Source organism: Aequorivita nionensis (assembly GCF_046352995.1).
Taxonomy (GTDB): domain Bacteria; phylum Bacteroidota; class Bacteroidia; order Flavobacteriales; family Flavobacteriaceae; genus Aequorivita; species Aequorivita nionensis.
On record NZ_CP130281.1, the window covers coordinates 3,013,348 to 3,029,007 of the forward strand.

The 15,660-nt window shown below is 37.9% G+C and carries 15 protein-coding genes; 5 read left to right on the top strand and 10 right to left on the bottom strand.

Going from position 1 to position 15,660, the window contains the following annotated elements; all coding sequences use genetic code 11:
* Position 1: 1 nt before the first annotated feature.
* The 5 genes from nqrE to Q2U82_RS13825 form a co-directional block, all read right to left on the bottom strand.
* On the bottom strand, positions 2-754 hold the full coding sequence (gene nqrE, locus Q2U82_RS13805; RefSeq protein WP_068761160.1) for an NADH:ubiquinone reductase (Na(+)-transporting) subunit E: 753 nt from the start codon (positions 752-754) through the stop codon (positions 2-4).
* Positions 755-832: 78 nt separating this feature from the next.
* A complete protein-coding gene (locus Q2U82_RS13810) occupies positions 833-1,477 on the bottom strand; it encodes an NADH:ubiquinone reductase (Na(+)-transporting) subunit D (protein ID WP_068761161.1) in 645 nt (214 codons plus the stop codon).
* 1 nt (position 1,478) lies between these two features.
* Complete coding sequence (locus tag Q2U82_RS13815; protein WP_410005436.1) at positions 1,479-2,237, bottom strand: Na(+)-translocating NADH-quinone reductase subunit C; 759 nt, start codon at positions 2,235-2,237, stop codon at positions 1,479-1,481.
* A 2-nt stretch (positions 2,238-2,239) separates the two neighbouring features.
* On the bottom strand, positions 2,240-3,448 hold the full coding sequence (locus Q2U82_RS13820; RefSeq protein WP_410005437.1) for an NADH:ubiquinone reductase (Na(+)-transporting) subunit B: 1,209 nt from the start codon (positions 3,446-3,448) through the stop codon (positions 2,240-2,242).
* A 35-nt stretch (positions 3,449-3,483) separates the two neighbouring features.
* On the bottom strand, positions 3,484-4,836 hold the full coding sequence (locus Q2U82_RS13825; RefSeq protein ID WP_410005438.1) for a Na(+)-translocating NADH-quinone reductase subunit A: 1,353 nt from the start codon (positions 4,834-4,836) through the stop codon (positions 3,484-3,486).
* 569 nt (positions 4,837-5,405) lie between these two features.
* Between Q2U82_RS13825 and Q2U82_RS13830 the strand changes: the two genes are divergently transcribed.
* The 3 genes from Q2U82_RS13830 to apaG are packed head-to-tail and all read left to right on the top strand — an operon-like array spanning position 5,406 to position 8,198.
* The gene (locus tag Q2U82_RS13830) at positions 5,406-6,659 is read left to right on the top strand and encodes a DUF5103 domain-containing protein (protein WP_410005439.1); all 1,254 of its coding nucleotides are present in this window, start codon (positions 5,406-5,408) and stop codon (positions 6,657-6,659) included.
* Positions 6,660-6,705: 46 nt separating this feature from the next.
* Positions 6,706-7,809, top strand: a complete 1,104-nt coding sequence (locus Q2U82_RS13835) for a DUF3667 domain-containing protein (protein WP_410005440.1) — start codon at positions 6,706-6,708, stop codon at positions 7,807-7,809.
* 2 nt (positions 7,810-7,811) lie between these two features.
* On the top strand, positions 7,812-8,198 hold the full coding sequence (gene apaG, locus Q2U82_RS13840; protein ID WP_410005441.1) for a Co2+/Mg2+ efflux protein ApaG: 387 nt from the start codon (positions 7,812-7,814) through the stop codon (positions 8,196-8,198).
* Here the strand turns inward: apaG and Q2U82_RS13845 are convergent.
* Complete coding sequence (locus Q2U82_RS13845) at positions 8,188-8,913, bottom strand: NRDE family protein (protein ID WP_410005442.1); 726 nt, start codon at positions 8,911-8,913, stop codon at positions 8,188-8,190. The two genes, apaG and Q2U82_RS13845, sit on opposite strands and share 11 nt — an antisense overlap.
* A 165-nt stretch (positions 8,914-9,078) precedes the next feature.
* On the opposite strand from Q2U82_RS13845, the gene pruA reads away from it, so the two are divergent.
* Positions 9,079-10,704 (top strand): L-glutamate gamma-semialdehyde dehydrogenase, encoded by a 1,626-nt coding sequence (gene pruA, locus Q2U82_RS13850; protein WP_410005443.1) that lies wholly within the window; start codon positions 9,079-9,081, stop codon positions 10,702-10,704.
* 73 nt (positions 10,705-10,777) lie between these two features.
* Here pruA and Q2U82_RS13855 read toward each other — a convergent pair whose 3' ends face one another.
* Complete coding sequence (locus Q2U82_RS13855) at positions 10,778-11,464, bottom strand: SIMPL domain-containing protein (protein WP_410005444.1); 687 nt, start codon at positions 11,462-11,464, stop codon at positions 10,778-10,780.
* A gap of 12 nt (positions 11,465-11,476) precedes the next feature.
* Positions 11,477-12,127 (bottom strand): rhomboid family intramembrane serine protease, encoded by a 651-nt coding sequence (locus Q2U82_RS13860; protein ID WP_410005445.1) that lies wholly within the window; start codon positions 12,125-12,127, stop codon positions 11,477-11,479.
* A 93-nt stretch (positions 12,128-12,220) separates the two neighbouring features.
* Here Q2U82_RS13860 and Q2U82_RS13865 point away from each other — a divergent pair, with 93 nt between their 5' ends.
* Positions 12,221-13,096: a lysophospholipid acyltransferase family protein gene (locus tag Q2U82_RS13865; RefSeq protein ID WP_410005446.1), complete on the top strand. Its 876-nt coding sequence runs from the start codon at positions 12,221-12,223 to the stop codon at positions 13,094-13,096.
* On the opposite strand, the gene glmM is transcribed toward Q2U82_RS13865, so the two are convergent.
* Positions 13,097-14,485 carry a phosphoglucosamine mutase gene (gene glmM, locus Q2U82_RS13870; RefSeq protein ID WP_410005447.1) on the bottom strand — a complete coding sequence of 463 codons (1,389 nt, stop codon included), beginning with the start codon at positions 14,483-14,485 and terminating at the stop codon, positions 13,097-13,099.
* Between the two features lie 67 nt (positions 14,486-14,552).
* Positions 14,553-15,623 carry an acyltransferase family protein gene (locus Q2U82_RS13875; protein ID WP_410005448.1) on the bottom strand — a complete coding sequence of 357 codons (1,071 nt, stop codon included), beginning with the start codon at positions 15,621-15,623 and terminating at the stop codon, positions 14,553-14,555.
* Positions 15,624-15,660: the final 37 nt, after the last annotated feature.

The window sequence follows — 15,660 nt, forward strand, 5'->3', positions numbered from 1 at the left end:
ATTATTGCTTCGTTAGTGTTGAAACTTCTGACACTGAAACCGCCGGAGCAGTTTCCTCTGTATTTTCATTTTGAATTTGTTCGGTTTTCACTCCAATGTTGCTTGGATCTGAATCCAACGATGGTTTCTTTTCATCGCCGCCTGTCAACATTCCACCAAAACTCATAAACCCTATCGCCATTAAACCAGTAATGATAAAGGTAATTCCCAATCCTCTTAATGGAGCAGGAACATTAGAGTAACGTATTTTTTCACGAATGGCAGCAATGGCCAAAATTGCCAAAAACCATCCAATTCCTGAACTTACACCGTAATTCAAGGCCAAGCCCAATGTTGGGATATCTCTTGATTGCATAAATAATGATCCTCCCAAAATTGCACAGTTTACCGCAATAAGTGGCAAAAAGATTCCAAGGGAGTTATATAATGAAGGTGAAAATTTTTCAACTACAATTTCTACCAACTGCACCATCGTGGCGATTGTTGCAATAAATAGAATAAATGAAAGAAATCCTAAATTATAATCTGCATATTCTTCGCCAAGCCAAACCAATGCGCCATCTTTCAATAGGTATTGATCCAAAAGCCAGTTAATGGGTACTGTTACCGCAAGTACAAATATTACGGCAGCTCCAAGACCCACAGCGGTAGAAACTTTTTTGGAAACAGCAAGATAAGAGCACATTCCAAGGAAAGTGGCAAATATCATATTGTCTATAAAGATCGATTTAAAAAATAACTCTATGTGTTCCATTTTCTTAAAGTATTCAGTAAGCAGTGGCAGTTTTCAGTAGTTATATTGGCTACTGAGACTGTAAACTGCGACTATTTTTTATTCTTCTATAAGTTCTTTATTCCTTGAACGCTGTACCCAAATAATGATACCAATAACTATCAAAGCCATAGGCGAAAGCAACATAAATCCATTGTTTTCATAACCTAATGCATACAATCCGGTTTTTGCGATTGGGTCTCCCAAAACTTTGAAGCCCAAAAGTGTTCCAGAGCCTAAAAGCTCACGGAAGAAACCTACGATTATTAATATTAAACCATATCCAGCGGCATTACCTATTCCATCAAGGAAAGAGCGCCAAGGTTTGTTCGCCAAAGCAAATGCTTCAAAACGCCCCATAATAATACAGTTGGTAATAATAAGCCCAATGAAAACCGAAAGCTGCTTGCTCAATTCATAAGCGAAGGCTTTTAAAACTTGGTCAACAATAATTACCAATGCAGCTACTATTATAAGCTGTGCTATAATTCTGATTTTCCCAGGTATAACATTTCGCAAAAGCGAAATAACTACGTTTCCAACACCCAATACAACCATTACTGAAACTGCCATTACTATAGAAGCTTTTAGCTGTGCTGTAATTGCCAATGCGGAACAGATACCCAATACCTGAATGGTGATAGGGTTATTGTCTGCTAATGGGTCAAGAATTAACCTGCTGTCTTTTTTTGATAGAAGTCCCATACTATTGCTCGTTTTTTAATTTTTCCAAATAAGGAATGTATTGCGCAACATCTTTTTTGATCATTGCAGTTACACCGTTCCCTGTAATTGTTGCGCCCGCAAGGGCATCCACTTTTTGATCGTCTTTTCTTTCGTTTAGCGGGTCGTTGTTTCCTTTTGCTACGGTAATTCCCTCAAAGGCATCTCCGTTCATAACCTGTTCGCCTTTAAAATCGTCCATAAAGAAACGTTCCTTTATATTTGCGCCAAGTCCGGGAGTTTCTCCTTTGTGGTCAAAAAACACACCTTCCACTACAAAATCCTTATCAAGCGAAACATATCCCCAGATAGCATCCCAAAGTCCTTTTCCGCGCATCGGGATTATATAATAGGTCATTCCATCTTTTTCGCCAATAAACAAAGGAAGCTTTCTTTTGTAATTGGGATCATCACTTGCGTGCGCCTCTTCCTTTTTAATATCGATCAAATAAGCATTTTCGTCTTCAGTAGCTTCATTGCCCTGGATTACCAATTGCTTTTTTATGTATTTATGAAAAGTTGCCTCAACTTCCTTGGTAGGAATAAAAGTTACGCTTCCCGTTCCTTCGTTATCGTCAACGCCCATTGCATAGAGGATGTTCTGTTGTTTCTCAAAACGTTCGTTTTCAGAAATCTTACCTCGTAATCCCTGTGCAACCCCAGCCAAAAGACTTCCAACCACCAATACCATTATAACTGCAAACAGTATTGTATATGAATTTTTATCAGTAAACTTTGCCATGATTACGCTGTTTTAGCTTTTAAATGTTTTGCTCGTTTCATTCTCTTGTTAATATTCCCTTTAACAACATAGTGGTCTATAGTTGGAGCGAATACGTTCATCAACAATATTGCAAGCATCACGCCTTCTGGATAGGCTGGGTTGAAAACCCGAATCATTATAGACATAAACCCTATAAAGAAACCGTAAATCCATTTTCCCTTGTTGGTCTGTGAAGCGGTTACGGGGTCGGTAGCCATATAAACAATACCAAAGGCTAAGCCACCTATTATTAAATGATGCCAAAATGGTTCATTCATTAATCCGTAGAACTTGCTGCCATCTTGTATCCATCCTTGATCAACAACACCGTTAAATATTAAGCCCATTACAATAGCTCCAATAACTGCTGAAAGCATAATGCGCCAGCTTCCTATTTTTGTGAAAATCAAGAAAAGACCTCCTATAATAATAAGAAATGTTGAAGTTTCGCCAACTGATCCCGGTATAAAGCCCCAGAACATATCCCAAAGACTATAAACAGGTTCGCTGTTTGCGGCCAAAGTTCCCAAAATGGTTTCCCCAGAAATTGCATCTGGCTGTCCTGCCATTGCTTGCGCTCCATGTACCCAAACCTTATCACCACTCATCCAAGTTGGATAGGCGAAGAACAAAAAGGCACGGATTGTTAGTGCGGGGTTCAAAATGTTCATTCCAGTTCCACCAAAAACTTCTTTCCCAATAACAACTCCGAATATTACCGCAACGGCAAGCATCCAAAGTGGAATATCGATTGGAACAATAAGAGGCACAAGCATTCCCGTTACAAGATATCCTTCCTCTACTTCGTGTTTTTTAATGATGGCGAAAATAAATTCCACCCCTAGTCCTACAACATAGGAAACAATTACTAACGGTAAAACCGTCCAAGCACCAAGAATAAAGTTATCCCAAGTGAAGAAATTGCCCAATGGATCTAACCGCAATGTGTTGTCAATAGCTGCGTAATGCTGATACCCCGCATTGAAAATACCAAAAATCAAACACGGAACAAGTGCCATTATCACTGTGTTCATAGTACGCTTCAAATCGTCCACAACACGAACGTGTGCCCCTGAATGCGTAGTTTCATTAGGTGTGTACAAAAAGGTATGCAGTGCATTGAACGCAGGGGCCATTTTGGTGCCCTTGTATTTTTCCTTTAGCTTATGTAAATTCTGTTTCAATCCCATATACTACTTATTTTTCATTTTTTCAAAATGAATAATTATCCAATTTCTTTATACATTAAATCAAGACCGTTCCTAATGATTTGTTGATGCGGCTGCTTGCTCACGCAAACAAATTCGGTAAGCGAAAAATCTTCCGGAGCCACTTCATACATTCCCAAAGCTTCCATTTGGTCCAGATCTTTCACCATACAGGCTTTTAGCATTTGCATAGGGAACATATCCAATGGAAAAACTTCTTCGTAATTGCCCGTTACCACAAAAGCGCGGTGCTCTCCGTTAGTATTGGTATCAAGATCGTATTTTTTATTTGGCGTTAACCAAGAAAAGGTAAGCGCTCTTGAAGTTGAAATTTTATCGAAAACAGGTTTGTTCCAGCCAAACAATTCATAATCGTCCCCTTCCGGAATCACGGTTACCGTATTGCTGTAATAGCCCAAGTGTCCTTTCGGCGAAATCTTTTTCCCGGTAAGCACATCGCCGCTAATTACGCGAACGTTTTCATCTTTTAGGCCAGAATCATACAAAAAGGTTGCAGCTTCTGAACCGATTCTCGTTTTATAATATTTTGGCGTTTTTACTTCAGAACCAGAAAGCGCGATGATGCGGTCTGGGTTGAATTTTCCTGTAAGTAACAATTCGCCAATAATAACAAGATCCTGCGGCGCAATGGTCCAAACAATCTCGTTTTTATTTACAGGGCTTATTTTGTTTATTTGGGTGCCCACGTTTCCTGCTGGATGCGGACCAGAAACGTTGTGAAGTGAAATATCTTTCAAACCTTTAAAAGGCGAGCTTCCGCTTTTGCCAACACCAACGTGTACTTGCCCTTTGGTAAGTTTGCTTAAAGCTGTTACCGCAGCTTGCAATTCCTTTTCTTTTCCTTTTAAAGAAAAATCCACGTCGTTTGCCAATGGCGCTGTACTAACAGCAGAAATAAAAATATCTCTTGGCTCCTGCTCCGTATCAGCAATCACCGCATAAGGACGTTGCATAATGAACGACCAGCAACCAGACTCCAGCAAACGAGCTTTTATAGCCTCGGCACTTGAAGAACCTGGGCTCAAAATGCCAAAATCCTTAAAAGTATCCTGCGGATCTGCTTCAATGATGATTTCTGTGATTACACGTTTCGCGCCGCGTTCAATTTTGGTAAGTGTACCGCTCACTGGCGAAACAAACTTTAGCTGTTCGTTGCTTTTCGAGTAGAAAATGGTATCACCCGCTTGCACTTTTCCACCTTCACGAACCACCATTTTTGGGGTTATAAGATGAAAATCGGAAGGTCTTATTGCGAAGGTTCTGGATCGCGGGGCGCTGGAAAGTGTTTTTTCTGCTTCACCCTTTAATTTAATGGTAAGACCTTTTTTAATTTTAATGTCTTTGGACATAAATATGGATATTAATAATGCCTTTTTAATACCCTTTTACCCCTCTAAACAAATACGTGGGGAATAAGGGCGTGCAAATTTATAATTAAATATACCATTGCACAACAAAAGGGTATAATTTTCTGTGTTAAAAAGCACCGTACTGCTATTTTAAAATGTTTATAAATAGGGAGGTAGTTTTAGAGAGGAAATGTCTTTTTGAGAATATGTGCAAAAGCGGTATTATTGATTAAATGTAGCAGCTCCAAAATAATTTTAAGTAATTGTCTGATAAAACTGGATTTATATCCTATATACCTTAAAATTATATGTATCCAAAATGAAATACACCCGTCTCTCTTGTTGACTACAATTACTATTGACAGAAAAAAATGAAAACAAATTCAAATAAATCTATATTTTCAATAAAAACGGGTTCATTTAGATATATTAATTCCCATAAAAACATAGACCGAATTCTTTCGCTGATGCGTTTCAAAACAAATAAAATCACAAACAATAATTACCTTCATCAAACCACTATTTGAATAGGCACAAAATTTGTTATCTTAGCTTTTTAAATAAATATCATGTCAAAAACACTTTCCACCACCCTTCTCTTATTGTTAATTGCCTTCCCTACTTTTTCACAAATCATTGAAAAAGTTGAACCATCATACATTAGTACCATCCAGTTTAGTGGCGGTACAGATCAGAGCCAACTGCCTATCATAAACTTGGGCAGCAGACTAATGCTTTCTTTTGATGCGCTCAATGGCGACGAAGAAGATTACTATTATACCATAACCCATTACAATTTTGACTGGACCCCGACAGATCTTTCTAAAAGCGAATACCTAGATGGCTTTGACGATGTGCGTATCCAGAACTACCAAAACTCGGTAAATACACTGCAAATATTTTCGCATTACGAACTTACAATCCCCAACCGAGACACTCGTGGAATCAAAAAAAGCGGGAACTATTTGCTTAGTATTTTCAACAGTGATGGAGAACTTATATTCACACGAAAGTTTTTGGTAATGGAAAACGTCGCAAAAGTTGGCGTAGAAATAAAAAGGGCCCGTAATTTAAAGGTAATTAATGAAAAGCAAGTGGTTCAGTTTACAATAAATTCACCAGACTTATTGTTGATTAATCCGAAGCAAACGGTAAAAACCCTTGTGTTACAAAACAGCAACCTCAATACCGCCATTACAGATTTGGTGCCGCAATACACTATGGGCAATGAGTTGATTTACAAATACGATACAGAGGCATCTTTTGGCGGTGGCAATGAATTTCTTTCTTTTGACAATAAAGACGAACGTTCCGCCACAAATGGAGTGCGCTCCATAGACCTGACAGATGTTTACGAAAACTACCTTTACACAAACATTCCACGCTATGATAGGCCATACACCTATAATCCTGACTTAAACGGAAATTTTCAAGTCCGTAATGTTGACGCAAGAAACCAGGATTTAGAAGCAGAATATGTTCGCATGCACTTCAACCTTCAGTATTATGATGATTTGGGCGACAAAGAACTTCACATTTATGGAAATTTCAACAACTGGACCATAGACGGAAGCACTTATATGAAATACGACGCAACAACAGGCAGCTACAGAAATGCGCGTCTTTTTAAACAAGGATATTACAACTATAAATATGTAGTAGTAAATCGTGACGGAAGCATTGACGAGGGCGCAGTGAGTGGTGATTTTTGGCAAACTGAAAATGATTATACCGTTATAGTCTATTTCCGCGATTTAGGCGCGAGATATGATCGTATCATTGGCGCTGGATATGCTAATTCTACTACCATCAACAACAACTGATTCATACAATATATATTGAAGTGACAATTCTTTTTTTTAGATAGCAATGAAACGCAAAAAAAAAATAATTTCCAGCGGAAGAAAATCACTGCAATATCGCGACACAAAATGTTTGAATTGTGGCCAAGCTCTTGACATAAGTGATGTTTATTGCCCCTATTGTTCCCAATTAAATAGCAATAAGCAACTTTCGGCCAAGGATTTTTTTGGTGAATTTCTAAATAGCATTGTGGTATTTGATTCCCGTTTCCGAAACACTTTGAATGACCTTCTTTTCAAACCTGGAGTTATCACCCGAAATTATGCAAAAGGGCAACGATTAAAATATGCTAACCCTTTTCGCTTTTTTTTGAGTGTTTCCATAATCTTTTTTTTGGTGAACGGTTTGCTAAATGCCATAAGCCCGAGCGCAGATAACAATACCAATAACTTGAATCTCAACACAAAACTTGCAGATCGTGCTTTTGTGGACTCGTTGAGCCAAAACATTTCAAAAACAACTTCAAAAGCGATTAGTCTTGCAGATTCAATTAAAGCACAGCAAGCACCTAAACCCATAAAATATATTTCAGATGAAGAATTGGATGCGATGTCTTTTATGGAAAGTTATACCGAACGGTTTTCGCTCTACAATAGTTTTTACGAAAAGACTAAAATAAAAAATCCAGAAATTGCATTGGATAGCCTTCACCATGGAAACACACCGTTCAATAGATGGGTTTATTCTAAAAACACTACCATTGATAAAATTAAGGAAAACCCAAGTGCTTTTATGAATTATGTTATTTCCAAAATACCTTTTTTCCTCTTTTTCTTTACCCCCTTTTTCGCATTGTTTTTCTGGCTCATTTATTCTCGAAAAAAATATACTTATATGGAACACATGGTTTTCATCTTCCATATTTTCAGTTTTATCTTTTTGGCAATGCTTCTTTTTATTATTCCAGACCTTATAATTGGATCACAATTTTTATTGGGATGTCTGTTCATTTTTATTGGCCCCATCTATTTCTATAAAGCATTGCGGAATTTTTACCAGCAAAATAGGGCGCTAACTTTAATAAAATTTGTATTTTTAAACACTGTATTTGTAATAGGATTGACTTTTGCTACAATGATTTTTGTGGCAGCAAGCGCAGCGGTATATTAAAAATGGTACAACAAGTAACACAAGGAATTAAAATTTCGGTAAAGACCGAGTTTGACGGCACGTTTTACAAAAACCGTAAAATGCAGTACGCCTTTGCCTATACCGTTACCATTGAAAACCAAAGTAAAGATACAGTTCAGCTAACTTCGCGCAGCTGGAAAATCAAGGACTCACTCAACAATACAGAACTTGTGGAAGGTGAAGGTGTAATAGGTCAAAAACCAATCCTCTCACCGGGAGAGAAGCACTCTTACACTAGCGGTTGCCTTCTTTTTTCTCCTTTTGGAGCTATGAAAGGTCATTACAATATGGTCAATTTCACAACTACGCGCAAGTTTAGGGTTTCTATTCCGCTTTTCAATTTGAGCGCCCCGTTTTCTATGAATTGATACTGTTGTTTCTGAATACGGAATTTCTGATTTCCCTAGTCTGTAAATCCTCATAACGCATTTCTATAGCATTTTCCTTTTTGGAAATCTGTGTAATGCTTTTTGTTTTTATAAAACCGCGATCCATAATTAAACTGCTGTTCAAATCTCCATCACCAGCGGTTTTATGAAATTGAAGCAATTCCTCTTCGGAAGGTTTTACGGTATTAAGTAGAAATGACGAAAACCACAATTCACGTTTTTTCTTTAAATTTTCAGGATATAGCGGTGAAGAAGACCATATTTTCGGAGCCAAAGGTTCTTCAGAAAAATGATAGTCCAAACCATCCCAAACCAATTGAAAAAGCCGAACATCATCACTCCATTCTACCAGAATAGCCGTAAAGGGTTCTATTTCGGCGAAATTATAGTTTTTGATTTCTGTTTTTAAATTTTCGGTTTTCAACAAATCCTTTACTACCACTCCTCTACTCATTCTGTAAAAAGGTTTGCGTTCGTGGGCAACAAAACCACCATTCATTAAGGTTACTGTTCTTTTCTTTTCGCTTACACCAATCCAAGTTCCTCCAGCCACAGCGTCTTTTGGGTAAAGCAGTTTCACACCATTTTCTTCATAAATCTCTGGCGGAAAAGTTTCGCGTCCAGGTGCTTCATCACGGTTAGAGGTCAATATAAAATCATAGTTTGACTTTGGTATAAAGGTTACGGTACACATATTTTAAGAAGTATTCGGTAAAACTAATTAATAATTCAAATTATGTCTTTGCAATTACTATACTTTTTACTTGTGGACATTTAAAAACTGCCTTCTACTACTGAATACTGAACACTAAAAAATTTGTACCTTTGCAATCTTCATAAACACAAAAAATAAAAAGTTATGGGTAATGGATTTTTTAAAGTACCAATCGCTGTAAATGAACCAATAAAAAGCTATGCGCCAGGTTCTTCAGAAAGAGAAGAAGTGCTTAAAACATACAAAGAAATGTATAAGGCAAAAACAGAAGTGCCTTTATTTATTAACGGAAAAGAGGTTAAAACCAAAGAAACTGCAACTATGTCTCCTCCGCACGATCACAAGCACGTGTTGGGAAATTATCATAAAGCTACAAAGAAAAATGTGGAAGATGCTATTTCAGCCGCATTAGAAGCAAGAAAAAAATGGGCAGTAATGCCTTGGGAACAGCGTGCAGGTATCTTCCTTCGTGCGGCAGAATTAATTGCCGGCCCATATAGAGCTAAGCTAAACGCTGCAACAATGCTCGCCCAATCAAAAAACATCTATCAAGCTGAAATTGATTCAGCTTGCGAGATTATAGATTTCTTAAGATATAACGTTCAATATATGACTGAGATCTATGCGGAACAACCAGAATCTACATCTGCTGCCTGGAACCGCATTGAATACAGACCTTTGGAAGGTTTTATTTATGCTATCACCCCATTTAACTTTACGGCTATCGCTGGAAACCTTCCTGCAAGTGCTGCGTTGATGGGCAATGTAGTTGTTTGGAAACCGAGTAATTCTCAAGTTTATTCTGCAAAAGTTTTGATGGATATATTCCGTGAAGCTGGTGTTCCGGCAGGAGTTATCAATATGGTAATGGGAGATCCGGCAATGATATCTGATACGCTTATGGCGAGCCCAGATTTCAGCGGTGTTCACTTTACAGGTTCTACGGGTGTTTTTCAAGGAATTTGGAAAAAAATTGGTGACAACATTAAAAATTATAAAACCTATCCTCGTATTGTTGGGGAGACTGGCGGAAAAGATTTTATCGTGGCTCACCAATCATCAAATGCAAAGCAAGTTGCAACCGCAATGAGTCGCGGCGCATTTGAGTATCAAGGTCAAAAATGTAGCGCCGCTAGCCGATGCTATATTTCAAAAAGCATTTGGGATGACGTTAAAAACTATTTGGTGGACGATATCCGTTCCTTTAAAATGGGAACTCCAGAAGATATGGGCAACTTTATAAATGCTGTGATCAGCGAAAGTTCTTTTGACAAACTTGCAAGCTATATTGACCAAGCAAAAAAAGACAAAGGTGCTGAAATAATTGCTGGTGGAAATTATGACAAAAGCAAAGGTTACTTTATTGAACCTACTGTAATTGTGGTAAAAGACCCAAAATACACTACAATGTGTACGGAACTTTTTGGGCCTGTTCTTACAGTGTATGTTTTTGATGACAAGAAATGGGAAGAAACTCTTCACTTAGTTGATGAAACAAGTGAATATGGTTTAACAGGAGCTGTTTTTAGCGAAGACAGATATGCTTTGGAAGAAGCAGTAAAAATTCTTGAAAACGCTGCTGGTAATTTCTATATAAACGACAAGCCTACTGGGGCCGTTGTTGGCCAACAACCTTTTGGTGGTGCCCGCGCAAGTGGAACCAATGATAAAGCTGGAAGCAAACAAAACCTATATAGATGGGTTTCGCCAAGAATGGTGAAGGAAACTTTTGTTTCGCCAACGGATTATAGATATCCTTTCTTGGGATAAAGTATTTTAATTGAAAAATAAAAGCCTCGGTTTCCATTAGGAACCGAGGCTTTTTAGTTTTGAAGAAATTCTTTTAATTCAAAAGAAAGCTAACGTTTACAGTAGTTTTAATTTCCATTTCCCCGAGGGCTATGGTTTGGTCGCCACTTCCTGAAGATGAATCACTCATTGCCATTTTGTACATTGGTTGCGGCCCTACTGAATTGTTAAATTCACTTATAGAAACAGCCTTACCTACCGTTTGGTTTAAAACTGATGCGTATTCCTTCGCCTTCATTTGTGCATTTTCAACAGCTTTTTTACGAGCTTGACTCTTCAACGATTCGCTGTTTGAAGAGGAAAACTCAACGCCGTCAATTCTGTTGATGCCAGTATCTAAAAGTCCTTTCATTACTGGTTCATATTTCTTTAAATCGCGCAGCTTAACAGAAAGCGATTGGTTTGCAGCAAAAGTGTATGTTTTAGTGTTGTAATCATAATTTTTACTCAGGTTCATATATTCCGTGCGAACATCTTTATCATCAATACCAGTTTTCTTCAGAAATTTTAAAACTTCATTGATGGTCGCATCATTCTGTTCTTTCAAGGTTTTGGTGTTTTCACCCGTATTTTCAACTCGAATATTGATAGTAACTTCATCGGGAACCACGCGAACAATGCCTTCGCCGGTAACGTCTATAGTTGGTGGTGGTAATGTGTTTTGCGCCATCATAGTTGTGGTTGTTATTGCTAAAATTAAAAGTGTCTGTAAGGTTTTCATAGTTTTCATTTTTTAAATTTTTCCTAGTTTATGCATTATGAATAAAATTATTAGAGGAATTGCCAGCAAGACTACAATCCATAAGCTGGTAACAAACAAAGAAGGTGCAAACACTAATGTTAACACATACCCCCCTATGGCTCCACCAATGTGGGCATCGTGGCCAATATTCCCCAATCTTTTTTTCATTCCGTATATGGAATACAACAAATATGCCATACCAAAAAGCCAAGCGGGAATCGGGATGGGAATAAAGAAAAGGTAAAGCCCCATATCCGGGAAAAATAAAATAGCTGAATATAATACGCCCATCACCGCGCCACTTGCCCCAATTGCGCTATAATGGTATTCATCTTTATGAAAATAGAATGATAACAAATTACCTATCAAAAGGCTTGCGACATAAATTATTACAAAGTAAGTGACGCCAACGCTCATAATAACAACAGGAGCAAAAAAATAGAGCGTAAGCATATTGAAAAGCAAATGTGAAAAATCTGCGTGAAGAAAAGCAGAGCTGAACATACGTATCTGCTCGCCACGCCGTATTCCGGCAATATTAAATTTATATTTTTCAAAGAAAGAAAAATCATTAAATCCTTTCATGGAAATAATGACGTTTGCGGCAATGATTATTATGGTTGCTATATCAAGATTTTGCATCGTATTATAAAAGTTATGGGGTTATTAATTTATAATGAATTTTGAATTCTAATTCTTGCAATAAAATTAGTTAGTTTTGCGGTAACAATTCCTATGCAAAGATTGCTTTATATACTGGCATATCCAATTCTTTGGCTGCTTTCCATCCTGCCGATGCGCATTTTGTATATCAAATCTACTGCACTCTACTTTTTGGTGTATTATATAGTTGGGTATCGCAAAAAAGTAGTAAAAGACAATTTGGCGCTTGTTTTTCCTGAAAAATCCCTAAAAGAAAGAGATAAAATAGCCAGACAGTTTTTCAAACATTTATGCGATATTATTGTTGAAACCATAAAAGCCCTTACCATATCCGAAAAAGAAATCCGCAAACGTTTTGTAGTTACCAATGCCGAAATACTTGATGAATACTACAGAAAAAACCGCAGCATACTTTTAATGGCAGGCCATTACGGCAACTGGGAATGGAGCGGAATATTAAATAAACTGATGGATTTTGAAGCTCACGCGGTATATAAACCCTTGGACAGCAAACAATTTGATGCCTTGGTTAAAAAAACACGGGAACATTTTGGCGGCACCATTGTAAGCAATAAAAAAATTGTCGGCGTGCTTTTCCGAAAGTGGAAAAAAGGCATTAAAACCCTTACCTATATTCTTTCCGACCAAACTCCAAAACTCGGTGCTTTCAAACACCGCGATACCTTTATGGATATAGACGTTCCCATGTTCACTGGAACTGAGGAATTGGCTAAAAAGCTCGACTTCGCTGTACTATATTTAAAAGTTGAAAAAGTAAAACGCGGCTATTACACCGCCACTTTTGTTCCTTTGGTTGACAATCCAAAAGAATATCCAGACTTTCAAATAACCCGCATGTTTTTTGATGCTTTGGAAGCACAGATTCGCGAAAAACCTGAGTATTATCTATGGTCGCATAAACGGTGGAAGCTAAGGAAAATGGATTGACTATAGTTCCGCAACTGCTTTTATTTCCCCAATAATCCTATCCGCCAAAGCATCTGCTTCTTCCTGACTTTTCGCTTCGGTATAAATCCTGATTATAGGCTCAGTGTTTGATTTTCGAAGATGCACCCAGTTTTCAGCGAAATCTATTTTTACTCCGTCAATTGTATTTATATCTTCAGAAGCATACTTTGCTTCCATCGTCTTTAAAATTGCATCAACATCCAACTGCGGAGTTAATTCAATCTTCTTTTTGCTCATAAAATAAGCTGTGTATTTCTTCCGAAGTTCGCTCACTGCAATTTTTTCCTCCGCCAAAAAGCTTAAAAACAAAGCAATCCCAACCAAACTGTCTCGACCGTAATGAAGCTCTGGATAAATAATTCCTCCGTTACCCTCACCTCCTATTACGGCATTGGTTTCCTTCATCAATTCAACCACATTCACTTCACCCACAGCACTGGCAGTATAGGTTCCACCGTGTTTTTCGGTAACATCGCGCAAAGCTCGCGAAGAGGACATATTGCTCACCGTATTTCCGGGCGTGTTCTCTAAAACGTAATCGGCAACCGCAACCAGTGTATATTCCTCGCCGAACATTTCGCCTTTTTCGTCAACAAACGCAAGTCTATCAACATCGGGGTCAACCACTATTCCGAAGTCGGCGTGGTTTTTTACCACACTTTCCATCAAATCGCCCAAATGTTCCTTCAACGGTTCGGGATTGTGCGGAAACTGTCCGTTTGGCGTGCAGTGCAATTTTACGGGTTCAACTCCCAAAGCTTCCAAAAGCAACGGCACTGCAATGCCTCCCGTGGAATTCACCGCATCAACAACTACTTTAAATTTGCTACGTTTTATAGCATCTGCTTTCACCAAAGGAAGATTCAATATTTCATCAATATGCAAATCTATATAGGCATCATTTTTATGGATTTCACCCAAATTATCAATTTCAGCGAATTCAATGTTTCCGTTTTCAGCAATATCCAAGATTTGTTGTCCAGCTTCGGCGTTTAAAAATTCGCCTTTATTGTTCAGCAATTTAAGGGCGTTCCACTGTTTTGGATTGTGGCTTGCCGTTAAAATGATTCCGCCATCGGCGTGTTCCAAAGCAACCGCAACTTCAACCGTTGGCGTTGTGGAAAGATTTAAATCTATTACGGTAATTCCCATTCCAACGAGGGTGTTCATTACCAATTGCTGGATCATTTCGCCAGAAATACGTGCATCGCGGCCCACGACAACTTTATAGCTCTCTTTGTTGCGTTGTTGTTTTACCCAGGTTCCATAGGCTGCGGCATATTTTACGGCATCAATTGGAGTTAGATTTTCGCCTTGCGTTCCGCCAATGGTTCCACGGATTCCTGATATAGATTTAATTAAAGTCATTTTTAATATTATTGTTAAGGGTTATTCATATTTCGTAACTCGTATTTCGCACTTCGCACTTTAAAAGTTATTTTCTGAATTTATTTTTCAATTTTAAAAAGTAAAGCTCAAAGTAGGTATAAGATAAATGAGCTATCAATAATGTACCTGCGAAAGTAAGCAGATGGATTAAAATTATGGTTAAAGTTTCATTAAGGTTTTGGAGCATTTCCAGTTTCAGAAACAAAAATACAACAGCATTTAAAACAATGGCGTGAAACATATAGATTCCGTAGGAAATACTTCCGAAGTGATTTAAAATTTTACTCTTCACCTCCACCCCGCGATTGTTGAAAGCTAGTGAATGGATAAATAACCCGAACAGCAAACAAGTGAACATTGCCCGAAGCCAAAGCGGCTCCAATAGAAACCAATCCGTTACAAAATAAAGCAAAGTCACAATGCAAATCACCAAAGGAAAAACCGCCGAACGCTTTAAAAATTCCAACTTTTTCTTTTCTTCCAAAATTGCAATTACTCCGCCCGAGAAAAGGTAGAAAAACACAAAAGTATATTTATGAAGCACCTCAAAAACATCGGTCCAGTAAAGAATGAAATACCCAAGCAGCAAAAGGCTTAAAACTCGTAGAATCCATTTCACATTTATAAAAAATAGCAAAGGAGCAATCACGAGATAGAACTGTTCCTCAATCCCGATGGACCACAGAATTTCAAGTATGCCGCCGGGTTCGTATATTTTCGCGAAGACGTTTGGAAGAAAGAAAACGTTATAAAAAAGGGCTTCTTTCCAAGTGTAGTTTATTTCAAAAGGAATATTTAGAAATGGCAAAAGCACATTATAAAAAAGCAGTCCAAACCCCAAAACTAGATAATAAAGCGGGAAAATTCGTAGAATTCTTCGAACGTAAAAATCTTTGATTGAAAATGTATTTCGGATTTTTGCACGATAAATAAGTCGAATAATCAAAAAACCGCTCAGTACAAAAAACATGTAAACCGCTTCCAAACCACGGTGAAAGATGGAAAGTCCATCAAAATAAGGAAGTCCCTGATTGTGGGAAAGTTGTGGCAAGTGAAAGAGCAACACGAAGGAAGCAAGGAAAAACCGCAATGGGTCCAAATTGGGTAATCGGTTCAATTTTCAGTTTTTACAGCTCAAAAATACATATATTTAT